The organism is Kitasatospora sp. NPDC005748, from assembly GCF_040630735.1.
GTDB lineage: Bacteria > Actinomycetota > Actinomycetes > Streptomycetales > Streptomycetaceae > Kitasatospora.
Genome location: NZ_JBEXYD010000015.1, coordinates 26,892 through 48,196, shown reverse-complemented (window position 1 = coordinate 48,196; position 21,305 = coordinate 26,892). Strand labels below are relative to the sequence as shown.

General features: G+C 74.1%; 19 protein-coding genes and 1 riboswitch. Of the genes, 8 read left to right on the top strand and 11 right to left on the bottom strand.

What is annotated here, in order from left to right; translation table 11 throughout:
- Nucleotides 1-199: 199 nt before the first annotated feature.
- From ABZ495_RS14380 to ABZ495_RS14370, 3 genes are read right to left on the bottom strand one after another with little or no spacing between them, the layout of a single operon-like run.
- The gene (locus ABZ495_RS14380) at nucleotides 200-910 is read right to left on the bottom strand and encodes a bifunctional 4-hydroxy-2-oxoglutarate aldolase/2-dehydro-3-deoxy-phosphogluconate aldolase (RefSeq protein ID WP_359835950.1); all 711 of its coding nucleotides are present in this window, start codon (nucleotides 908-910) and stop codon (nucleotides 200-202) included.
- On the bottom strand, nucleotides 907-2,529 hold the full coding sequence (locus tag ABZ495_RS14375) for a D-aminoacylase (protein ID WP_359835948.1): 1,623 nt from the start codon (nucleotides 2,527-2,529) through the stop codon (nucleotides 907-909). The genes ABZ495_RS14380 and ABZ495_RS14375 overlap by 4 nt, the downstream gene beginning before the upstream one ends.
- Entirely contained in the window at nucleotides 2,529-3,830 is a 1,302-nt protein-coding gene (locus ABZ495_RS14370; protein ID WP_359835946.1) for an alanine racemase, read from the bottom strand. Before ABZ495_RS14370 ends, ABZ495_RS14375 begins: the two co-directional genes overlap by 1 nt.
- A gap of 126 nt (nucleotides 3,831-3,956) precedes the next feature.
- Between ABZ495_RS14370 and ABZ495_RS14365 the strand changes: the two genes are divergently transcribed.
- The 3 genes from ABZ495_RS14365 to ABZ495_RS14355 all read left to right on the top strand — a co-directional run bounded on the left by ABZ495_RS14365 (nucleotide 3,957) and on the right by ABZ495_RS14355 (nucleotide 6,506).
- Nucleotides 3,957-5,246, top strand: coding sequence for a sugar kinase (locus tag ABZ495_RS14365; protein WP_359835945.1), 1,290 nt, complete (start codon nucleotides 3,957-3,959; stop codon nucleotides 5,244-5,246).
- Entirely contained in the window at nucleotides 5,243-6,004 is a 762-nt protein-coding gene (locus ABZ495_RS14360; protein ID WP_329490902.1) for an IclR family transcriptional regulator, read from the top strand. The genes ABZ495_RS14365 and ABZ495_RS14360 overlap by 4 nt, the downstream gene beginning before the upstream one ends.
- An 85-nt stretch (nucleotides 6,005-6,089) precedes the next feature.
- Entirely contained in the window at nucleotides 6,090-6,506 is a 417-nt protein-coding gene (locus ABZ495_RS14355; protein WP_329490901.1) for a RidA family protein, read from the top strand.
- A gap of 129 nt (nucleotides 6,507-6,635) precedes the next feature.
- Here the strand turns inward: ABZ495_RS14355 and ABZ495_RS14350 are convergent, their stop codons facing one another.
- Entirely contained in the window at nucleotides 6,636-7,850 is a 1,215-nt protein-coding gene (locus ABZ495_RS14350; protein WP_359806336.1) for an MFS transporter, read from the bottom strand.
- A 227-nt stretch (nucleotides 7,851-8,077) separates the two neighbouring features.
- On the opposite strand from ABZ495_RS14350, the gene ABZ495_RS14345 reads away from it, so the two are divergent.
- Complete coding sequence (locus tag ABZ495_RS14345; protein ID WP_359806338.1) at nucleotides 8,078-8,797, top strand: DUF2470 domain-containing protein; 720 nt, start codon at nucleotides 8,078-8,080, stop codon at nucleotides 8,795-8,797.
- A 386-nt stretch (nucleotides 8,798-9,183) separates the two neighbouring features.
- Here the strand turns inward: ABZ495_RS14345 and ABZ495_RS14340 are convergent, their stop codons facing one another.
- The gene (locus ABZ495_RS14340; protein ID WP_359806341.1) at nucleotides 9,184-10,239 is read right to left on the bottom strand and encodes a LysM peptidoglycan-binding domain-containing M23 family metallopeptidase; all 1,056 of its coding nucleotides are present in this window, start codon (nucleotides 10,237-10,239) and stop codon (nucleotides 9,184-9,186) included.
- Nucleotides 10,240-10,243: 4 nt separating this feature from the next.
- A riboswitch (cyclic di-AMP (ydaO/yuaA leader) is annotated at nucleotides 10,244-10,404 on the bottom strand.
- A 310-nt stretch (nucleotides 10,405-10,714) separates the two neighbouring features.
- On the opposite strand from ABZ495_RS14340, the gene ABZ495_RS14335 reads away from it, so the two are divergent.
- Nucleotides 10,715-12,253, top strand: a complete 1,539-nt coding sequence (locus ABZ495_RS14335; protein ID WP_359835943.1) for an MFS transporter — start codon at nucleotides 10,715-10,717, stop codon at nucleotides 12,251-12,253.
- A gap of 7 nt (nucleotides 12,254-12,260) precedes the next feature.
- Here the strand turns inward: ABZ495_RS14335 and purB are convergent, their stop codons facing one another.
- From purB to ABZ495_RS14315, 4 genes are all read right to left on the bottom strand, one after another.
- Nucleotides 12,261-13,691, bottom strand: coding sequence for an adenylosuccinate lyase (gene purB / locus ABZ495_RS14330; protein WP_359835941.1), 1,431 nt, complete (start codon nucleotides 13,689-13,691; stop codon nucleotides 12,261-12,263).
- A gap of 155 nt (nucleotides 13,692-13,846) precedes the next feature.
- Nucleotides 13,847-14,302 (bottom strand): MarR family transcriptional regulator, encoded by a 456-nt coding sequence (locus ABZ495_RS14325; protein WP_359835939.1) that lies wholly within the window; start codon nucleotides 14,300-14,302, stop codon nucleotides 13,847-13,849.
- Between the two features lie 122 nt (nucleotides 14,303-14,424).
- A complete protein-coding gene (locus tag ABZ495_RS14320) occupies nucleotides 14,425-14,838 on the bottom strand; it encodes a DUF3037 domain-containing protein (protein WP_359806352.1) in 414 nt (137 codons plus the stop codon).
- Nucleotides 14,835-15,590 (bottom strand): HipA family kinase, encoded by a 756-nt coding sequence (locus ABZ495_RS14315; protein ID WP_359806355.1) that lies wholly within the window; start codon nucleotides 15,588-15,590, stop codon nucleotides 14,835-14,837. Before ABZ495_RS14315 ends, ABZ495_RS14320 begins: the two co-directional genes overlap by 4 nt.
- 171 nt (nucleotides 15,591-15,761) lie before the next feature.
- Here ABZ495_RS14315 and ABZ495_RS14310 point away from each other — a divergent pair, with 171 nt between their 5' ends.
- Complete coding sequence (locus ABZ495_RS14310; RefSeq protein ID WP_359806357.1) at nucleotides 15,762-17,120, top strand: NAD(P)/FAD-dependent oxidoreductase; 1,359 nt, start codon at nucleotides 15,762-15,764, stop codon at nucleotides 17,118-17,120.
- 66 nt (nucleotides 17,121-17,186) lie between these two features.
- Here the strand turns inward: ABZ495_RS14310 and ABZ495_RS14305 are convergent, their stop codons facing one another.
- Nucleotides 17,187-18,383, bottom strand: coding sequence for a GDSL-type esterase/lipase family protein (locus tag ABZ495_RS14305; RefSeq protein WP_359835937.1), 1,197 nt, complete (start codon nucleotides 18,381-18,383; stop codon nucleotides 17,187-17,189).
- 200 nt (nucleotides 18,384-18,583) lie between these two features.
- Nucleotides 18,584-19,921: an aminotransferase class I/II-fold pyridoxal phosphate-dependent enzyme gene (locus ABZ495_RS14300; RefSeq protein WP_359835935.1), complete on the bottom strand. Its 1,338-nt coding sequence runs from the start codon at nucleotides 19,919-19,921 to the stop codon at nucleotides 18,584-18,586.
- A gap of 34 nt (nucleotides 19,922-19,955) precedes the next feature.
- On the opposite strand from ABZ495_RS14300, the gene ABZ495_RS14295 reads away from it, so the two are divergent.
- Together ABZ495_RS14295 and ABZ495_RS14290 are read left to right on the top strand one after the other, a co-directional pair.
- Complete coding sequence (locus tag ABZ495_RS14295) at nucleotides 19,956-20,618, top strand: pyridoxamine 5'-phosphate oxidase family protein (protein ID WP_329490889.1); 663 nt, start codon at nucleotides 19,956-19,958, stop codon at nucleotides 20,616-20,618.
- Between the two features lie 9 nt (nucleotides 20,619-20,627).
- A complete protein-coding gene (locus ABZ495_RS14290; protein ID WP_359806363.1) occupies nucleotides 20,628-21,251 on the top strand; it encodes an FMN-binding negative transcriptional regulator in 624 nt (207 codons plus the stop codon).
- The last annotated feature ends 54 nt before the right edge of the window (nucleotides 21,252-21,305 follow it).

Sequence of the window (21,305 nt, the reverse complement as noted above, 5' to 3'; positions counted from 1 at the left end):
CGGGTGCCGGGGTCCGGAACCACCGATTCTCGTCCAATCCCGGCCGTCCCGACAGCCCCCCCTCCGGCACCGCTCCCCCGGGGCCGGGCCTACCCCGGCGACCCGGCCCCGCCGCGCCTACCGGCCGCCCATGGCGCAGGCCCGGGTGAACACCCGCGCCCGCCGGGCGATCTCGGCCCAGTCCCCGGCCCCGCCGCGCCTACCGGCCGCCCACGGCGCAGGCCCGGGTGAACACCCGCGCCCGCCGGGCGATCTCGGCCCAGTCCCCGGCCGCGACGGCCTCCGGCGCCACCACGTCCGTCCCCGCGCAGACCGCGAGCGCGCCCTGTGCCAGGAACTCCGCCGCGTTGCCCGCGTTGACGCCGCCGGAGGCGACCAGCGGAACGTCTGGGTAGGGGCCGCGGAGGTCCTTGAAGTAGCCGGGCCCGAAGGTCCGGGCCGGGAAGATCTTGACCGCCGCGGCGCCGAGGTCGACGGCCTGCGCGACCTCGGTGGGGGTGAGCGCGCCCAGCACGACCGGTACCCCGGCGGCGTGCCCGACCTGGGCCACCTCGGGCCGGCAGCCGGGCGTGACCAGGAAGGACGCGCCGGCGGCGATGCCGCGCTCGGCCTGCTCGGCGGTCAGCACCGTACCGACCCCGACCCGGTGGCCGGCCTGCGCCGCCCTGAGCAGATGGTCCGTCACACCGGGTGTGGTGTAGGTGAATTCGGTCCAGGTGATGCCGCCCTCGGCGAGCGCGGCGCAGAGCGCGGCGGCGTCGGGTATCCGGGGGGCACGGACGACGGCGATCACCGGATCGGCGGCGAGCGCGGCGCGCGCGGCCGCCAGGACGGAAGCGGCCGCGGGAACGGAGGCGGCCGCCGCAGCCGTCACGGAAACGGCGTCGGAGACGAAGGGCGAAGGGCTCATGCGGCTCGGGTTCCTCGATCGGTTCGGCGCAGGGCGCGCCCGGGCCGGGCGCCCGTGGTGCGGCCCTGCTGGACGACGGCGGTGCCGTTGACGTAGACGTGCTCGATACCGGCGGCGGGCCGCCGGGGCTGTTCGAAGGTGGCGGTGTCCTGGACGCGTTCGGGGTCGAAGAGCACCAGGTCGGCGTGGAATCCGGGGGCGATCCGGCCGCGCCGGTCCAGCCGCAGCCGGGCGGCGGGCCGGCCGGTCATCCGGGCGATCGCCTGCTCCAGGGTCAGGACGCCCAACTCCCTGCTGTAGTGCGCGAGATAGCGGGGGAAGGTGCCCCAGGCCCGCGGGTGCGGCCGGGCCCCGACCAACAGGCCGTCGCTACCGGCGGTGTGCGCGCGATGCCGCATGATCGCCCGGACGTTCTCCTCGTGGCCGACGTGCTGGAGGATGGTGGTGGCCAGCTCGTCCCGGCGCAGCAGGTCGAGGAAGACCTCCGTCCCGCTGCGGCCCTGCTCGGCAGCCAGCTCGGCGACGGTCCGGCCGACGGCTCCCGCCAGCTCCTGGTTCCGGACGCCGGAGAGCTGGATGGTCGCCCAGTCGGTGACCACCCCGTGGCAGCCGTCGCTGCCCTTCACCTCCACCTCGTACCGGATCCGCTCGCACGCGTCCGCTTCACCGAGCCGGGCCAGGGTGGCCTGCGGGCCGCCCTCGGTGGCCCAGCCGGGCAGCAGGGCGGCCAGTGTGGTGGAGCCGGGCAGGTAGGGGTAGCTGTCCAGGGTGAGGTCGATGCCGTCGGCGAGCGCCCGGTCGACGAGGTCGAGCAGTTCGCCCGCCCGCCCCTGGTTGACGCCGAAGTTCATCGTGGCGTGGGTCAGGTGCAGCGGGCAGCCGGACCGGCGGGCGATCTCCACCATCTCGGTGTAGCCCTCCAACGCCCCTGCTCCGTAGGACCGTTGGTGCGGTGCGTGGAATCCGCCGCACTCGGCGACGACCCGGCAGAGGGCGACCAGCTCGGCGGTGTCGGCGTACATCCCGGGCGTGTAGGTCAGGCCGCTGGAGAGGCCGACGGCGCCTTCGGCCAGACCCTGGGCCAGCAGTTCGCGCATCCGGTCGAGCTCCCGGGCGCTCGGAGCCCGGTTCTCCCACCCCATGGCCAGCATCCGCAGCGAGCCGTGCGGGACGAGGTAGCAGGCGTTGACGGCCGGCCCGGTCCGGTCCAGCCGGTCCAGGTACTCGCCGACGGTGCGCCAGTCCCAGTCGAAGCCCTCCGGATCGCCGTTCCACCCGGCGATCTGGCGGCGCAGCGCGGGCAGCGTGCCGTCGTCGACCGGGGCGTAGGAGAGGCCGTCCTGGCCGAGGACTTCGCAGGTGACGCCCTGGGTGACCTTGGCCGGGTGGTCGGGTTCGAGCAGCAGGGCCAGGTCGGAGTGGGCGTGCATGTCGATGAAGCCGGGGGCCAGTACCAGGCCGTCGGCGTCCACTTCGCGGGCGCCGCCGAGCCCGTTCCCGAGCTCGGCGATCCGTCCCTGCCCGATCCGGACGTCGGCCCGGTACCGGTCGGCGCCGGTGCCGTCGACGACGGTGGCCCCCTTGAAGACGAGGTCGTCGACCGGAGACTGAGGCTCCATCAGAAATACGTCCTGATCAGCCCGGTGACCTTCGGGTCAGCCGCGGAGGCGTCGTCCAGCACCGGAATCATCGTCCACTTGTCGAAGGCGGTGCACGGGTGGGACACCCCGAGCCGCAGTACCGCGCCGACCGGCGCGAGGTCGCCGGCGTCCCGCAGGAAGGCGTGCTGGTCGTTGAGCGCGGTGACCCGGGCCGCCGTGCCGGTCAGCACCGTTCCGCCCCGGACGAGTTGGGGCTCCGGCAGGCCCTCGTCGAAGGGCAGGTCGCGCTTGCCCGCGTCGAGCAGGGCCAGCTGCGGCTCCGGCCGGGAGACCACCCGGGCCCAGCCGTGCAGGGCGCCCCGGAAGGGCGTCGGACCGGCCCCCCGGCCCAGCGGGGAGATCCCCCGGTAGAAGCCGTCGTCGTGGGCGACGTAGGCGCCCGAGCGCAGGACCACCGAGGCCTCCGGCAGTGCGGCCAGTTCCTCGACCACCAGGTCGAAGTAGGCGCTGCCACCGGCCGTGACGATCGGCGGGGCACCGTCGGCGTAGCCGCCGGCCAGCCGTCCGTGCAGGTCGGCGAGGGCGCGCAGGTAGCCGCGGACGGTGGCCAGGCCGTCGGCGCCGGCGTCGTGGGCCAGTGCGCCCTCGTAGCCGCCGATCCCCGCCAGTCGCAGCGTCGGCGCGCGCAGCACCGCGGCGGCGACCTCGACGGCCGCGTCGACCCCGCGGGCGCCGGTCCGCCCGCCGGGGCCGCCGAGCTCGACCAGGACCTCGACCGGTCGTTCGGCGCCGGCCGCGCGCAGCGCCTCGTCCATCAGCCGGACGCTCTCGGTGGAGTCCACCCAGGAGACGAAGGCGAACGACGGGTCGGCGGCCAGCTCACCGGCGAGCCAGCCGAGCCCGGCCGGGTCGAGCAGGGTGTTGGCGAGCAGGATCCGCCGGACGCCGAACGCCCGCGCCACCCGGACCTGCGGCAGGTTGGCCAGGGTGATGCCGTGGCTGCCGGCGTCCAGCTGGGCCTGCCAGAGCGCCGGCGCCATCGTGGTCTTGCCGTGCGGGGCGAGGGCGACGCCCGCCTTGGCGCACCAGTCGGCCATCGTCCGCACATTGTGGTCGAGCGCGGCGGCGTCCAGGGTGAGCAGCGGGGTGCCGAAACCGGCGAGCGTGGGCCCGGTGGCGAGGTAGTGCCGCACGGTCGACCCCCACGCGGCGGGCGGCAGCGCCTTGAAGCGCCAGTCGAGCACCTCGTCGGCGAGGGCCGCGACCGCGCCGGTGTCGATGCCCGGTCCGGTGCCGCTGCTTACGAAGGTCTGGTCCACCGTGTTCTCCTTACGTGTTGCAACATGTGCAACGAGGGTTGCACATGCTGGCATCACGGTTCTAGCATCGGCGCCGGACGAAGGTCAACGGAAACGGTCAGCCGCAGCACACGAGGAGCCCACCAGATGCCCCGACAGGACGCCGCCGTGAGCTCGGGCACCCCTCCGCTCGACAGCCTGACGGCGGCCGGCCGGGCGGAGCCGGGCCCGACGGCGGCACCGGGCGGACCGTCGGCGCACGACGGCCCGGTGGCCCACGGCGGACCGGCGACGCGCCCGACGCCCGGGACCCCGACGGCGGTCTGCGTGGGCGAGTCGATGGCTGTCCTGCTGCCGGACCGGCCGGGCCCGCTGGAGGCGGTGGAGAACTTCCGCCTCTCGGTCGGCGGCGCCGAGTCCAACGTGGCGGGCGCCCTGGCGGCGCTCGGCGTGTCGAGCGCCTGGATCAGCCGGGTGGGCGACGACGGCTTCGGCCGCCGCCTGGTCGGCGAGGTCGCCGCCCGCGGGGTGGACGTCTCGGCGGTCGCCGTCGACCCGCACCGCCCGACGGGCCTCTACCTCAAGGAGGTCGGCGGCTCCACCGGTGCCCGGCACGACCTCGGCCCCGGGCGCAGCCGGCTGCACTACCACCGGCGCGGCTCGGCCGCCGCCGCGCTCTCGCCCGCCCTGTTGGACGACCCGGCCGCCGTCCGCCTGCTCGCCGGTGCCCGGTTGCTGCACCTGTCCGGCATCACCGCCGCCCTGTCCGACGACTGCCTGGCCCTGCTGCGCGCCCTGCTCGCCGACCGCCGCCCCGGCCGGCTGACCAGCTTCGACCTGAACTGGCGCCCCGCGCTCTGGCTGGACCGCGACCCGGCCGTCCTCCCCCCCCTGCTGGACGCCGCCGATCTGCTGCTGCTCGGCGCCGACGAAGGCGAGGCCGCCTTCGGCACCGGCGACCCGCTGGCGCTGCGCCGCCGGTTCCCCTCCCCCGCCACCGTGGTGGTCAAGGACGCCGCCCGGACGGTCACCGCGCTGGAGCGGGACGGCGCGGCCGTCACCGAACCGGCCCTCGCCGTCGAGGTGGTCGAGGCCACCGGCGCGGGCGACGCCTTCGCGGCCGGCTACCTCGCGGCCAGCGTCCGCGGCCTGGACCAGCGCCGCCGGCTGCGGCTCGGCCACCTCAGCGCCGCCTGCGCGCTGACCGCCCACGGGGACCAGGCCGAACTGCCGCCCGAGCCGGTGGTCGCCGCACTGCTGAACGCCTCCCCCCGGGAGTGGGCCGCCACCCGGGTCTCCGCGGATGGCATCGTGTCCCCCGTACTGCCCGCGGCGGCGCCGCCCCGGCCGGTCCCGTCCGCGACGGCGGCGCCGGTGACCGGGGGCGGTGTCACCGACCCTCGACCGGCCGCCTCCCCGGCCCTTGGAGCACGATGAGCCAGACCGTCACCCGCGCCCTGCGCATCCTCGCCGAGCTCGGCGAGGGCGAGCGCTCGCTGGACCAGCTCGCCGAGGTGCTCGGCGTGCACAAGACCACGGTGCTGCGGCTGCTCCAGAGCCTCGAAGAGGAACGATTCGTCTACCGCGACCCGGCCTACCGCTACCACCTCGGCGCCGGCCTCTTCGCCCTCTCCGGCCTCGCCCTGGAGCAGCGCGGCGTCCGCCGGATCGCCGCGCCGCACCTGGCCGAGCTGAACGCCGCCACCGGCCAGACCGTGCACCTGGCCGCGTACGAGGGCGGGGAGGTCGTCTACATCGACAAGTACGACTCGCGCCACCCGGTCAGGATGTACTCGCGGATCGGCCTGCGGGCGGCCCTGCACAGCGCCGCCGTCTCCAAGGTGCTGCTCGCCGACCTGCCGGTGCCCGAGCGGCGCCGGGTGGTGGCCGGCATCGACTTCACCCCGCACACCGCCCGCACCCTGACCACTCCCGAGGCGCTGCTCGCCGAGCTGGAGAAGGTCGCGGCCCAGGGCTGGGCGCAGGACCACGCCGAACACGAGGCCTTCATCAACTGCGTGGCGGCGCCGATCCGGGACGCCAGCGGGCGCGTCGTCGCCGCCGCCTCGATCTCCGTCCCCGACGTCGTCCTCCCTTACGAACAGGTGCTGGAGCTGCTGCCCCAGCTGCTCGCCACCGCCCGCGCCGTCTCCGCCGACTGCGGGCAGAACCCCCAGGCTCCCCAGACCGGCTGACCCGCCGAACCGGCCGGCCCCGCCGGCCCCGCCGGCCCCGCCGGCCCCGGACCAGCCGACCCGCCACCACCAACCGAGGAAGCCCATGAGCGACCAGAGCGACAAGACCGAGATCCGCACCGACGGCGCCCCCGCCCCGGCCTGGATGTTCTCCCAGGGCGTCCGCAAGGGCCCCATCCTCCAGGTCTCCGGCCAGGGCCCGCAGGACCCGGCCACCGGCGAGTACCTGCACCACGGCGACGTGAAGGCGCAGACCCGCCGCACGCTGGAGAACGTCAAGGCGATCGTGGAGGCCGGCGGCGCCACCATCGAGGACGTGGTGATGTTCCGCGTCTACCTGACCAAGCGGGCCGACTTCCCGCTGATGAACGAGGTCTACGCCGCGTTCATCGAGGAGAACATCGCGCCGGGCGGCGTGAAGCCCTGCCGCACCACGATCTTCGTCGAGCTGCCGCAGGAGCCGATGCTGGTCGAGATCGACGCACAGGCCGTGATCGGCTGACCGGCCACCGAGACGCACAGGCCGTGATCGGCTGACCGGCCACCGAGACGCGCGAGCCGTGCTCGGCTGACCAGCCTCGACACGACGCGTGGGGCCCGGACGAGTGTCCGGGCCCCACGCGGTCCGCGCTCACCGCCCGGCGGTGACCGCCTCCTCGGCGGCCGCTCCACCGCGCGCCACGACCCTGCCACCGGCGCCGGCCCCCCGCCGCTCCAGCGCGCCGGAGAGCAGCGCGACCCCCAGGGCGGCGGCGGCCATCAGCCCGCCCACCCAGTTCGGCGCGTCGTAGCCGAGCCCGGACGAGATGACCAGCCCGCCGAGCCAGGCGGCGAGCGCGTTGCCCAGGTTGAAGGCCGCGATGTTGGCGGCCGAGGCCAGCGTGGGCGCGCCGGCGGCCTGGTCCATCACCCGCTTCTGCAGCGGTGCGACGGTCGCGAAGCCGAACACGCCGATCAGCGGAATGGCGACGATCGCGCCGACCCTGCTGTGCGAGGCGAGGGTGAAGGCGAAGAGCAGCACCGCCAGCACCGCCAGGATCACGTACAGGCTCCGCATCAGCGCGCGGTCGGCGAACCAGCCGCCGAGCAGGTTGCCGATGAACAGGCCGACGCCGAACAGGAAGAGCAGCCAGGTCACGCTGGAGGGGGCGAAGCCCGCCATCTCGGTCATCATCGGCGTGATGTAGGTGAACATCGCGAAGATGCCGCCCCAGCCGAGCACCGTCATGCTCAGCGCGAGCCAGATCTGCGGCTTGCGGAAGACGGCCAGCTCCGGGCCGAGCCGGGTGTCCTCGGCGCGCGGCTGGACGGGCACCAGGGCCGCGATGCCGGCGAAGCCGATCGCGCCGAGCGCCGCGACCACGTAGAAGGTGGAGCGCCAGCCGAAGTGCTGGCCGAGCAGGGTGCCCATCGGCACGCCGAGCACGTTGGCGGCGGTGAGCCCGGTGAACATCAGGGCAATGGCGCCGGCCCGCTTGTGCGGGGCGACGAGGTCGGCGGCGACCACCGAGCCGATGCCGAAGAAGGCGCCGTGCGCGAAGGCCGCGAGCACCCGGCCGACCAGCAGCAGACCGAAGGCGGGCGCGACGGCGGAGACCAGGTTGCCGGCGATGAACAGGCCCATCAGCATCAGCAGCATCCCCTTGCGGGGGATCCGGGTGCCGAGGACGGTGAGCAGCGGGCCGCCGATCACGACACCGAGTGCGTAGCCGGAGATGAGCAGGCCGGCGGTGGGGATGGACACCGAGAAGTCGCCGGCGACCTCGGGCAGCAGGCCCATGATCACGAACTCGGTGGTGCCGATGCCGAAGGCGCTGATCGCCAGCGCCAGGAGCGCGAGGGGCATGAGGGGACCGCTTTCCAGAGCGTACAGAAGCGTACAGAAGATTGCGTGTGCAACTACCAGCGTCGACAATACGACCGAGCGCCGGATACTTGCAAGCGCTCGCTATCTCCACCTGCAATCCCTTGGACCCGCGCACCCTCCAGCGCGACCCGCGAACCACCCGCGCACACCTTGCCCTCCCCTGGCGAAGTGATTAGGTTAGCCTCACCTAACTAACGGAGGTCGTCATGAGCCCCAGTCCCGTCGACGTCGAGGCGCCCGAACCCACCGCCGCCGAACGGGTCTGCAGCCTGCTCAGCGCCACCTCCTCCGTGGTGATCCGGGCCTGCGGCGAGTACCACGACCTGGACACCCCGGTCTCGGTACACGGCTCCCGGCTGCGCCTGGGCGCACCGCTCGACTCGCCGCTCACCCTCGCCGTGACCCGCGAGCAGGACGGTCTGGCCGTCGTCCTGGACCTCACCGACATCGCCCCGGTCGCCGTCCGCGACCGCGTCCGCGGCCGTCTCACCCTGGCCGGCCGGCTGCACCTCGCCCACCTCGCCGACGACGGCCTCAGCGTCCACCTGCGGCTGGACGTCGCACACGCCGTCCTCTCCACCCCGTACGGCACCACCGCCCTCACCGGCGCCGACCTCGCCCTGGCCGCGCCCGACCCGCTGGCGCGCTTCGAGGCGGCGATGCTCACCCACCTCGCCGACGACCACCCGGACGCCCTCGCCGTGCTCACCCGGCTGCTGGACCGCGAGTTGCTCGTCGGACACCCCGACGTCCGCCCGCTGGCCCTCGACCGGCACGGCCTGGTGCTCCGCCTGGACCACCCCTACGGCCACCGCGACGTCCGCCTGGTCTTCCCCGAGCCGGCCCGCGACGCGGACGAGTTCGGCCACCGCGTGCACCAGCTGCTGACCGCCGCCAACAGCGACCTGCCCGCCCACCGGTCCTGACCCCCGCCGGGGCAGCCCATTCCTTTCACCGCGACCGCCGACCGAGAATTGACGGCCCGTCCGACCGCGGACGGGCCGTCGGCACATCCCGGAAGGCCCCCCAGGAAGGCTTTCCGGAAAGGCTTTCGGAAGGCCTTCCGCACGACGGAACCGACCACTCGGAAGCGCCGGATGGAAACCCTGATCGTGGGGGGGCACCTGCCTGTCAGAAGGGCACGAAAAAGGCCGGCCCGGCTCGCGAAGGAAATTCGCGAGCCGGGCCGGCCAGGGCGTGTCCCGCGCCCATGATCCGCTGACGGTGCGGCGACCACCCGGTCGAGCGGTCACCCGACATGACCATCCCGGGAGGTCGTACGCCCCGCACCCAGCGGAAGTCCGACCTCAGGTCAGAGGGAGACGCCGTGCGCCCGCAGGTAGGCGATCGGGTCGATGTCCGAGCCGTACTCCGAGCCGGTGCGGATCTCGAAGTGCAGGTGCGGGCCGGTCACGTTGCCGGTGGCACCCGAGAGGCCGATCTGCTGGCCGGCGGTGACGGTCTGACCGATCTTCACACCGATCGAGGACAGGTGCGCGTACTCGGCGTAGTGGCCGTCGGCGAGCTTGATCTCGACCTCGTTGCCGTAGGCGCCGCCGTTGCCGGCCTTCACCACGGTGCCGGCGCCGACGGCGCGCAGCGGGGTGCCGGTGGAGGCGACGAAGTCGGCACCGGTGTGGTGACCGGAGGCCCACATCGAGCCGGCCACGCCGTAGGCGGTGCCGAGCTTCGGGTTGGCGAGGGGGGCGACGAAGCCCGAGGTGCTGGCCACGGCGGCCGGCGCGGCGGGAGCGGCCGGAGCGGCCGGCTTCGCGGCGGGGGCGGCCGGCTTGGCGGCGGGGGCGGCCGGCTTGGCAGCCGGGGCCTCGGCGGGCTTGGCGGCCTGGACCGGCTTCGGGGCGGCGTGCTGGGCAGCCGGCTTCTGCGCGTCCTGCGAGACCTGCGGCTTGGCGGCCGGGGCGGCGGGCTTGGCGGCCTCGGCGGCAGCCGGAGCGGCGGCGGCCTTGGCACCCAGCGCGAGCTGCTGACCCGGGAAGATGAGGTTCGGGTTGGCACCGACGACCGAGCGGTTGTGGTCGTAGAGGGCCTTCCAGCCACCCTCGACCTGCTTGGCGTCGGCGATCTTCGACAGGGTGTCCCCGCCGACGACCTTGTAGCTCTCCTCGGCCGGCGCGGCGGCCGGCTTGGCGGCCTCGGCGGCCGGCTTGGCGGCAGCGGCCGGCGCGGCGTCGACGCTGGTGGCGCCGGTCCAGGTGGAGGTCTGCGCGGGCTTGGCGGCCGGAGCGGTGTGGGCCTGGGCGCTGATGGTGGTCACCAGCGGGAGGGCGAAAGCGGCGCCGGTCACGGCGGTGGCGATGCCGATGCGGGCGGCGCGGGGCAGGGTGATACGACGAGCCTGTGCGGGCATGGCGAACTGTCCTCTCCGACGCCTGCGAGGTGAGCTGTCGGGTTCGGGCTGGAGTTGCCCGGCCGCATAGCGCGGCTTCACCCCAAGCCGGACCGTGAATTCCGGTCCGGCGACTTACCTTTGGGTCCCCCGCTCCTGCCGTACAGAGTTCGGTTCGTACCACCGGGCAGCGGCAGGACTAGGCGTTCCACCCGGTGGCCACCCGGTCCAATGCCGGGCGGTCGCTGAACTAAAACTCATCCGCCCGGGCGAAGCAATGTCGATCTCTTGAATCGACAACCACTACCGGGAAGGCCGTGACACTCCGAATGATCGGCTGCACAGTATGTGCACAATCGATTCACCGCGTGCCACTGATCCACGACGCTCCGCCGATTTCGGTGTCCGTACGCATGCGATCACCTACGGAAAGCCATCCGCCGACACACCCCCGGTGACCCTTGTCACGTCGCGTCCCGGAGCGCAGGATCAGGCGGTGGCCACCTCCGAGGCCGGCACCCTGCGCCTGGGCACCGCGCAGGGCCGCTGGGTACTACTGGCGACGGTGCTCGGCTCCAGCATGGCGATGCTCGACGGCACCGTCGTCAACGTCGCACTGCCCCGGATCGGCACCGATCTCGGCGCTCCGCTCGCCGCCCTGCAATGGACGCTCAACGCCTATCTGCTCACCCTGGCCGGCCTGATCCTGCTCGGCGGCGCGCTCGGTGACCGCTACGGCCGGCGCCGCGTCTTCCTGATCGGCGTGCTCTGGTTCGCCGCCGCCTCGGCGGCCTGCGCCGCGGCCCCCACCATCGAGGTGCTGGTCGCCGCCCGCGCGGTGCAGGGCGTCGGCGGGGCGCTGCTCACCCCCGGCTCGCTGGCGATGCTCCAGGCGGTGTTCCACCCTGACGACCGCTCGGCGGCGGTCGGCCTCTGGTCCGGCCTCGGCGGGGTGTCCGCCGCGATCGGCCCGTTCCTCGGCGGCTGGCTGGTGGACGGCCCCGGCTGGCGGTGGATCTTCCTGTTGAACGTCCCGCTCGCCGCCCTGGTGGTCGCGGTGGCCTCCCGGCACGTCCCGGAGAGCCGGGACGAGAGCGCGACCGGCCGGTTCGACGTCCTCGGCGCGGCGCTGGCCGCGCTCGCGCTGGGCTCGGTCACCTACGCGCTGACCGCGGCGGGCGACGGGCTCTCGGCCGTGGTGTGGGTGTCCGGCGCGGCCGGCCTGCTGCTGGGCACGGCCTTCGTGGTGGTCGAACGCCGCGTCCCGGAGCCGATGCTGCCGCTCGGCCTCTTCTCCTCCCGCCTGTTCACCGCGGTGAACCTGGTCACCCTCTGCGTCTACGCGGCGTTCAGCGGCGTCTTCTTCCTCCTGGTCGTCCAGCTGCAGATCGTCTCCGGCTTCTCCCCACTGGTCTCCGGGCTCGCCCTGCTGCCGATCACCGTGCTGATGCTCACGCTGTCCGCCCGGGCCGGCCGGCTCGGCAAGCGGATCGGCCCGCGCCTCCCGCTCACCGTGGGGCCGCTGCTCTGCGCGACGGGGGTCCTGCTGATGCTGCGGATCGGCTCCGACGCCTCGTACTGGACGGACGTGCTGCCGGCCGCCACCGTGATGGGCTGCGGGATGGTCCTGCTGGTCGCGCCGCTGACCGCGACGGTGCTCGCGGCGGTGGAGGTCCGGCATGCCGGGATCGCCAGCGGCGTCAACAACGCCGCCGCCCGCGCGGCCGGGCTGCTCGCGGTGGCCGCCCTGCCGGCGCTGGCCGGGCTCAGCGGCGAGGCCTACCGGGTGCCGGCCGCGGTGGACTCCGCCTTCCGGACCGCGATGCTGATCTGCGCCGGGCTGCTGGTCACCGGCGCGGTGACGGCGTTCACCACCGTCCGGGGCAATGTGCTGGCCCCCGAGGACCACCCGGTCGCCGAGCCGGACTGCACCTACGCCTGCGGCACCGCCCCTCCGCTGGATCCGGGCCATGCCGCCGCCGGACACGGCGAAGGCCCCGCCACCGGATCGGCGGCGGGGCCCACGAAGGCCTGAGGCAACGTCAGAGGATGTCACCCGGGCCGTACTTGGCGGCCTCGGGGTAGGCGGCCGCGACGGCCTCGACCTGGCGGACCACCTCGGCGACCTGGGCACCGGCCGCGCCGGTGAAGGAGAGCCGGTCGGCCAGCAGCGCGTCCAGCCCGGCCCGGTCCAGCGGGATCCGCGCGTCCGCCGCCAGCCGGTCCAGCAGCTCGTTCTCCCGCGCGCCGGCCCGCATCGCCAGCGCCGAGGCGACGGCGTGCTCCTTGATGACCTCGTGTCCGGTCTCCCGGCCGACGCCCGCCCGCACCGCGCCCATCAGCACCTTGGTGGTGGCCAGGAACGGCAGGTAGCGGTCCAGCTCGGCCTCGATCACGGCGGGGAAGGCGCCGAACTCGTCGAGGACGGTCAGGAAGGTCTCCAGCAGGCCGTCGAAGGCGAAGAAGGCGTCCGGCAGCGCGACCCGGCGGACCACCGAGCAGGAGACGTCGCCCTCGTTCCACTGGTCGCCGCCCAGCTCGGCGGTCATCGAGGCGTACCCGCGCAGGATGACGGCCAGGCCGTTGACGCGCTCGCAGGAGCGGGTGTTCATCTTGTGCGGCATCGCGGAGGAGCCGACCTGGCCCTCCTTGAACCCCTCGGTGACCAGCTCGTGGCCGGCCATCAGGCGGATCGTCTTGGCCAGGCTGGACGGCCCGGCCGAGAGCTGGACGAGGGCGGTGAGCACCTCGAAGTCCAGCGAGCGCGGGTAGACCTGGCCGACGCTGGTCAGCACGTGGTCGAAGCCGAGGTGACCGGCCACCCGGCGCTCCAGCTCGGCGAGCTTGTCGGTGTCGCCGCCGAGCAGGTCCAGCATGTCCTGGGCGGTGCCGACCGGGCCCTTGATCCCGCGCAGCGGGTAGCGGGCGATCAGCTCCTCCAGCCGGCGGAAGGCGACCAGCACCTCGTCGGCGACGGTCGCGAAGCGCTTGCCCAGGGTGGTGGCCTGCGCGGCGACGTTGTGCGACCGGCCGGCCATGACCAGCTCGGAGTGCTGGGCGGCGAGCCGGCCCAGGCGGACCAGCACGGCGACCGTGCGGTCGCGGACGTGCTCCAGCGACTGGCGGATCTGCAGCTGCTCGACGTTCTCGGTCAGGTCCCGGGAGGTCATGCCCTTGTGGATCTGCTCGTGGCCGGCGAGGTCGCTGAACTCCTCGATCCGCGCCTTCACGTCGTGCCGGGTGACCCGCTCGCGGGCGGCGATCGAACCGAGGTCGACCTGGTCGATCACCCGCTCGTAGTCGGCGACGGCGCCCGCGGGCACCTCCACGCCGAGGTCCTGCTGGGCCTTCAGGACGGCGAGCCACAGGTGGCGCTCAAGGACCACCTTGTGCTCGGGGGACCACAGCTGGGCCAGGGTCGCCGAGGCGTACCGGGAGGCCAGGACATTGGGGATCTGGGGCTTCGCGCTCACGCTTCGCAAGCCTAACAGCCGAGGTCAGCGCGAGCGGCGGCGGACCGGGCGCTGCCGCCTCCCGCGCCCGCCCCGGCCGATCGCCGTACCGCTGCGCTGCCGTGCCGTTGTGCCGCTGTGCCGCTGTGCCGCTGTGCCGCCGAACCGCCGAACCGCTACATCGTGCCGGGCGAGCGCCCGGCGAGGACCGGCAGCACCTGCGCGCAGATCGAGTGCAGCGAGATCCGCTGCTCGTCCGTCATCGCCTCGAAGGCGTGGTGGGTACGGCTCATCTCGCCGCGGATCAGCCCGAGGATCTCGCGGCCCTGCTCGGTGATCACCACGATCTTGACCCGCCGGTCACCGGCCGCCGCCTCGCGGTTGGCCAGGCCGAGCGACTCCAGCCGGTCGACGATCCCCGTCACGTTGGAGGCGTCGCAGCCCAGCCGGCCGGCCAGCGCGCGCATCGGCACCGGCTCCTGCACCGCACCGAGCGCCTTCGCCTGGGAGGAGGAGAGACCGTGCCGGGCCGCGGCTCCCGCGAAATCCTGGAAGTAGGCGGCGCCGACGGCGGCCAACGCCTCCATCAACTCGGCGTTGGTCGGTACGGTCGTCGTCGCTGTCGAACCCATGGGGCCAGCGTACGACCGAGTGCTTCACCAACTCAAGCTTTGACCGGGGCAAAAGTCCGCAGGTCAACCGCTCGGCCCCGGAAGGGCCCCCGGACGGCCCCCGGGCACCCGACCGGTCGCCCTCAGAGCACCAGCTGGTCGAAGAGCCGCCGCAGCTCGGCCTCCGGGTCACCGGTCAGCCCGGTGTGCACCGGTCCCGGCTGGACGACGGCGCTGCGCGGCGCCGTCAACCAGCGAAACCGCTGCCCCGGACTGTCGCCCGCCGCCGGACCGGCCGCGGGCCCGCCCGCGCAGACCGCCTCGATCCCGTGCAACGCCCGCCGCACCCCGGCGACGTCCGCCACCGGGTCGAGCGCCAGCAGCCGGGCCTGGTCCAGATGGGTACGGGCGCCCAGGTGCGCGCTCTGCCGGCAGTACAGCAGCACCCCGACGTTGACGCACTCGCCGCGCTCGACCCGGGGCACCGCCCGGATCACCGCGTACTCGTAGTCGTGCAGCTCGACGGCCGGCGGGGCCGGCGTCACGGACTCGCTCATGCGGAGACCTCCGGCAGCCAGTCACGCGGACCGGCCAGTCGCCCGGTCAGCTGGGAGCGGTACGCGGCGCGCACCGCCTCGGGCGAGTCGAAGCCCGGCTCGTCCGCCAGCCAGACGTCCGGGATCTGCGCCACCGCCGCCTCCACCGCCGCCTCGGCGAGCGGCGCGAGCGCCTTGTCCGCGGCCACCAGATCGGGCTCCGCGCGCAACAGCGCGTGGTCGGAGGCGTCGTACGGGCGGCGGATCCAGCCGGCCGCGCCCGCCCAGTGGTGATGGAAGATCAGGCTGGCGCCGTGGTCGATCAGCCGCAGCCCGCCGGTGGCCACCAGCAGGTTGGGGTTGCGCCACGAGCGGTCGACGTTGCCGATCAAGGCGTCGAACCAGAGCACCTGCCCGGCCAGCCCGGCGTCCACCTCGAAGCAGAGCGGGTCGAAGTTGAGCGCCCCACTGACGAAGGCCATCCCGAGGTTGCGGCCGCCACTGGCCCGCATCTGGTCCTGGATCTGCGGGTCCGGCTCGCTGCGGGCCAGCACCGGGTCGAGGTCCACGGTGACCAACTCCGGTACCGGCAGCCCGAGCCGGCGGCCCAGCTCACCGGCCAGCACCTCCGCCACCAGCGCTTTGCGGCCCTGCGCGGCGCCGACCCATTTCAGGGCGTACAGCCGCCGGTCGTCGGCCTCGACCAGGCCCGGCATCGAGCCGCCTTCTCGCAGTGGCGTCACATAACGGACCGCCGTCACCTCGGGGAGCACGCCGGACAGCCTATCGGGCATATGCGCGGACTGGGCGCCGCGTGCCGTCCCCGCCCGGCGCGGGCCTGCGCCATCCGCGCCGTCCGGTGGCAGCGCCCGCTCCGCCGTGCGAGTGTGGCTCAGAGTAGTGGGGACCTTGCACGGTACGAACTGCACTGTAAGGGATGAACGATGGAACGAGCTCGGATCCTGATCGTGGGCGGTGGCTTCGCCGGACTGGAGTGCGCTCGCCGGCTCGAACGCAAGCTCACGCCCTCGGAGGCGGAGATCTCGCTGGTCACGCCGTTCAGCTATCAGCTCTATCTGCCGCTGCTCCCGCACGTGGCGGCCGGGGTGCTGACCCCGCAGTCGGTCGCGGTCTCGCTCCGCCGGACGCTGCGCCGCACCCACATCGTCCCCGGCGGCGCGATCGGCGTCGACCCGCGTTCCAAGGTCTGCGTGGTCCGCAAGATCACCGACGAGGTGGTCGCGCAGAAGTACGACTACCTGGTGCTCGCGCCCGGCAGCGTGACCCGCACCTTCGACATCCCGGGCCTGACCGACTACGCGCGCGGCATGAAGACGCTCGCCGAGGCGACCTACGTCCGCGACCACGTCATCGCCCAACTCGACCTCGCCTCCGCCACCCTGGACCAGCGGGAGCGCGAGTCCCGGCTCCAGTTCGTGGTGGTCGGCGGCGGCTACGCGGGCACCGAGACCGCCGCCTGCCTCCAGCGGCTGACCACCGCGGCCGCCCGGCGCTACCCGCGGCTGGACGCCCGGCAGATCAAGTGGCACCTGATCGACATCGCCCCGAAGCTGATGCCGGAGCTCGGCGACGCCCTCGGCGTCGCCGCCCTGGAGGTGCTGCGCGAGCGCGGCATCGAGGTCTCGCTGGGCGTCTCGGTGGCCGAAGTCGGCGCCGAGTCGGTCAAGTTCACCGACGGCCGGGTGCTCCCCTGCCGGACGCTGATCTGGACGGCCGGCGTCGCGGCCAGCCCGCTGATCGGCACCCTGGACGCCGAGACGGTCCGCGGCCGGATCGCGGTCACCGCGGAGATGAGGGTGCCGCAGTTCGAGGGCGTCTTCGCACTCGGCGACGCCGCCGCCGTCCCGGACCTCGCGAAGGGCGACGGCGCGGTCTGCCCGCCCACCGCCCAGCACTCCGCCCGCCAGGGCCGGGCGGTGGCCAACAACGTGATCGCCGCGCTGCGCAACCAGCCGCTGGAGCCCTACTACCACAAGGACCTGGGCCTGGTGGTGGACCTCGGCGGCAAGGACGCGGTCTCCAAGCCGGTCGGCGTCGAACTGCGCGGCGTCCCCGCCCAGGTGGTCGCCCGCGGCTACCACCTGATGGCGATGCGCACCAACGCGGCGAAGTTCCGGGTCGGCGCCAACTGGCTGCTCAACGCCACCGCCGGCGACGACTTCGTCCGGACCGGCTTCCTGGCCCGCCAGCCCGCCCGGCTGCGGGACTTCGAGTACACCGACGCCTATCTGACGAAGGATCAGGTGCGCGCGCACGCCGAGGCGCTGCTCGCCAAGGGCTGACCCGCCGCGGCCGGTCCCCGTTCCCGCCCACTCGGGCCCGGGGACGGGGACCGGCCGCGCCGCGCGCTACCGCGCGGTGAGGTACATCCCGCTCGCGTCCTTGCCGGCCGTGTTGCGGCAGCCGTAGTTGCCGGTCGGCCGCGCGTACAGCAGGGTCAGGCACTGCCCGAGGGCCTGCTGGCCGTAGTAGTTCGGGTGCATCGACTCCTGGATCGTGCCCTGCGAGGCGCTGAGCCCGCCGTCGACGAACCGCGCCCACTCACTCGTGGTGGCGGACGGCGCGCTGGTCGAACTCGCCTGCTTGGTGGCCTTGGAGCAGACCTCGCGCCCCTGCAGCATGTCCGCCAGGTCCAGGAACTGCGCCCCCTTCGCCGCGGCGACCCCGGCCAGCGCCCGCGAGATCTGCGGCACCAGCGAGTCCCGGGCCCAGTCCGCGTCGCCGTTCCAGAACGGACAGCCGCCGGTGTCGGACCGGCTCCAGCCGCTCTCCGGGTAGCGCATCTCGGCGCCGCGCGGGATCGGCGAGGGGTAGGACTGCAGCACGACCCGGTAGTCCCCGGTCGCGTAGCCCGCACCGGCCATCACGGTCCGGATCTCGTCCAGCGCCTTGCCGACCCCCGCCATCGCGCCGGGCATCCGGGAGTCGATCTCGCCCTGCTGGTCGTCGTGGCAGTAGGAGTACCAGACGAGGTAGTCCGTGACGCAGCTCTGGATCACGTCGGCGAAGCCGAGGTCGTTCCCGCCGATCGAGAGCGTGATCAGCTTGACGTTGTACTGCCGCGCCACGGAGGCGAGCTGGTCGGCCTGCGGCGCCTCGCCCTTGAACGACTGGCCGCCGTTCGCGGCCCGGAAGACGTTGGCGGCGACGGCCCCCGAGCAGGCCAGGTTCAGCTGGGTCTGGGTCACGGTCGGGGCGCTGCGCACCTCGGCGACGTCCGAGCGGTCGCACCCGCTGGCATACGTCGCGCCGTAGACCCCGCTCGGGTCGTAGGCGCTGCCGGTCCAGGCCCGGTCGGTACCGGACCGGCTTCCGCCGGTGACAACCGAGTTGCCCTTCCAGCGGCCGGCCTCGCCGGAGATGTAGCTGTCCCCCAGGGTGACGCTGGCGGTGGGCCCGGCCGGCACCGCGCCGGCGGCCGCGGCCGGTGCGGCGACGCCGGCGACCAGGCCGGCGGCGCCGAGCGGCAGGGCGAGGGCGGCGGCGAGCAGCCGCCGGGTGAGGCGGGTGGTTCTGCGAGTGATGCTCGAACGGTTTTCGGGCACGGCGGAACTCCTGCGGTCGGTCTCGTCCGCACGGTGGGGGCGGGGAGACGCGGAGGTGAGGGTGGGCCGCCGGCCGGTGGCGCGATGAAGATGACATGCTCGCGCTTGTTACCGCTAGGTATCTGCACCAGGTTTCTCACTCTGTTACCGACCGGTTCAGATCGGTCGTGCACAGGATTCCCGGCCTGTTACCGACCGGTTCAGATGAGTCGCGAACCGGCACCGTCCGCTCCGAGCACGGCCGCCAGGTCGTCGGCCAGCCGCCGTGCCTCGGCCGGATCGAGCCGGGCGACGGTGATCCGCAGCCCCGGCGCGGACCGCAGGCGGAACCGCGCGCCCGGCGCCACGACCCAGCCGCGCTGCACCAGCGCGGCGAGCGCGCCGGTCTCGTCCGGGACGGGCACCCAGACGTTCAGCCCGCTCGCGCCGTGCGCCTCGATGCCACGGGCGGCCAGCTCCCCCAGCAGGGCGTCCCGGCGCGCCCGGTAGGCGGCGGCCACCCGCGCGGCCGGCGCCGCGTCGGTGCGCCACAGCTCGGCGACCGTGCCCTGCAGCAGATGGCTGACCCAGCCGGCCCCGAGCCGCTGACGGCCCTGCACCCGGCCGATGGTGTCGGCGTCCCCGACCGCGAAGGAGAGCCGCAGGTCCGGCCCGTAGGCCTTGGCCGCCGAGCGCACCACCACCCAGTGCTCGGAGCCGGCCCCGACCAGCGAGTGGAAGGGCTGGTCGACCATGCCGTGGCCGTGGTCGTCCTCGATCAGCAGCACCCCGGGATGGCCCGCCAGCACCGCCCGCAGCGCGGCCGCCCGGGCGGCGGTGACCACCGCGCCGGTCGGGTTCTGCGCGCGGCTGGTGACGACCACCGCGCGGGCCCCGGCCGCCAGCGCCTCGGCGAGCGCCTCCGGCAGCGGCCCCTCGTCGTCCAGCCGGACGGGAGCGGGCCGCAGTCCGAGGGCGGGTAGCAGGTCCATCAGGCTCCCCCACCCCGGGTCCTCGACGGCGACGGCGTCCCCGGGGCGCAGCCGGGTGGCGAGGATCCGCTCGATGGTGTCGAGCGAGCCGGAGTTGATGGCGATCGGCGCGTCGGGCAGGCCGTCGGCGCGGAAGCCCGCCCCGGCGAGGGCCAGGAGCCCCGGATCGGCGGAGGGGCGCCCGTAGAGCACCGGGTCGCGGCGGGCGGCCTCGGCCGCGGCGGCGAGGGCCGGGGTGAGGTCGGGGAGCAGCGCCGGGTCGGGGTTGCCGTTGGAGAGGTCCCGGGCGTCCGGCGGGACGGGCACCCGGATCTGGTCGCGCGGAGTGAGCGCCGGCCGCGGGCGGATCCGGCTGCCCTTGCGGCCGGCGGTCTCGATCACCCCCCGGTCGCGGAGCAGCCGGTAGGCGGCGGCGACGGTGTTGGGGTTGACGCCGAGTTCGGCGGCCAGGTCGCGCAGCGGGGGCAGTGCGGTGCCTGGCGCGAGCCGCCCGCTGCTGACGCCCTGCTCGACGTCGGCCGCGATCTCGCTGGCGCGCCGTCCCTTGATCGGATAGTCTCCTAGCACAAAAGAGATTATGCACTAGTACATAGAGGTTGTCATGTCAGACGGCACCGCGTCCTACGCCCGCACCCCGCGCACCACCCCCACCCGCTACAAGGACCGCGCCACCTGGGAGCGGGACGCGATCCACGCGATCCTCGACAGCACCTACCTCTGCCACCTCGGCTTCGTCGTCGACGGCGCCCCCGTCGTGCTGCCGACCATCTTCGCCCGGGTCGGCGACCGCCTCTACGTCCACGGCTCCACCGGCAGCCGGCCGCTGCGCGGCGCCAAGGGCGACCAGGGCATGCCGGTCTGCGTCACCGTCACCCTGGTCGACGCCCTGGTGCTGACCAAGTCCGCGTTCAACCACTCGATCAACTTCCGCTCGGTGGTCGCCCACGGCACGGCCCACCAGGTCACCGACCCGGTGGAGCTGTCGGTCGCGCTGGACGCGCTGGTCGACCAGACCGTCCCCGGCCGCTCCGCCGAGGTCCGCCCGGCCAACGCCAAGGAGCTGGCCGCCACCGCCGTCGTCCGGCTCGACCTCGACGAGGTCTCGGCCAAGACCCGCGCCGACGACGCCGACGACGACGAGGCGGACCTCGACCTCCCGTACTGGGCCGGCGTCGTGCCGGTGACCACGGTGTACGGCGCCCCCGTGCCGGACGCCTCCACCGCCGTGCCGCTCCCCGCGCACCTGCGCGACTTCACCCGCTGAGGGGCTCCCATGCTGATCAGGTCCTGGGACCGGGGTGACGAGGCCGAGTGGCGGGCCTGGCTCGCCCAGGGCCGCGACTTCGGCCTGCTCGCCGCCAACGGCCTGCCCGGCCAGGGGCCCGTCCTGGTCCCCACCCACTTCCTGCTGGACGTCGAGCGGGGCGAGATCCTGCTGCACCTCGCCGCGCCCAACCCGCTGTTCGCCGCCGTCCGGGCCGACCCCGAGGTCACCCTCGCGGTCACCGACGACTACGCCTTCGCCCCCGGCCACTGGCGCGGCGAGCCGGGTACGCCGACCAGCTACTACGCCTCCGTCCAGTTCCTCTGCACGGCCGAGATCGTCGAGGACGCGGCCGGCAAGGCGGCGATCCTCAACCGGCAGCTGGCGCACTTCCAGCCGGAGACCCCAAACACCCGGGTGGCCCCCGGCGAGGCGCCCTTCGGCCCGCTGCTGTCAGGCCTGCGCGGGCTGCGGCTGACGGTCCGCACGGTGCGCGCCAAGTTCAAGTACGACGACAAGAAGGGCGCGGCGGAGCAGCGGGCCGTCGCCGACCGGCTGGCCGAACGCGACCGGGGCCTGGACGCCGCCGCCCGCACCCAGCTCCTCAGGCGTAACGCGCGGCGCACGGGGTAGCAGCGCTGACGCCAAGTCACCCGATCGGCTCGATTTCGGGCGAAGCCGGGACGC